Source organism: Gangjinia marincola, assembly GCF_039523415.1.
Classification (GTDB): Bacteria; Bacteroidota; Bacteroidia; order Flavobacteriales; family Flavobacteriaceae; genus Gangjinia; species Gangjinia marincola.
Genome location: NZ_BAAAFG010000004.1, coordinates 1 through 639, shown reverse-complemented (window position 1 = coordinate 639; position 639 = coordinate 1). Strand labels below are relative to the sequence as shown.

Here is a 639-nt window from a genome sequence, read left to right as displayed (position 1 = left end):
CAGGGATTCCATTTCCATTTCCATCTATAAATTCACTATCCTTAGTTAATACGATGGTTGCTGTCTGCGGAATGTCAAGTACAGTAGGGTCATTGGTTGGGTCACCATCGGTATTTCCGTTCCCATCTGGAGTCTCAACCGTCTCATCTCCTGCATCTGAAACATCTGTCGTAGATAAACCTATCACCGTATCATCGACTTCAATCGTTGCGCTGTTCTGCACAAAACCATCATCCACATTATCTTGTGTCAATACATAGATATCGGTCAACGTTCCTGTCGCAGTCTCACCCGGATCAAGCGTGGTATTGTCAAATACGATTCCGCTGGCATCAAACAATGGATCAGTCAATACAAAGTTTGTGATCGTTACATTACCCGTATTCGTTACGACGAAGGTATAGGTTACCGTATCGCCCGCATCGATTACTCCATCACCACCATCATCAATCACGCCGGTTTTAGTGAGCGTTACATTAATCACTTGTTGTAAGGGCTCTACCGTAGGATCATCATCTGCTCCTGTATCATCAGCAGGATTCAATGAATCTGAAACATCTGTCGCAGTCAATCCGTTTGGTCCATCCGCAGTTACAGTAGCTGAATTTACTACTTCACCGTTATTGATATCTGATTGTT

General features: G+C 43.7%; 1 protein-coding gene. It reads right to left on the bottom strand.

What is annotated here, in order from left to right; translation table 11 throughout:
* Positions 1 to 639, bottom strand: a 639-nt coding sequence (locus ABD000_RS03770; protein WP_425545345.1) for a DUF7507 domain-containing protein, incomplete at both ends; no start/stop codon positions are given.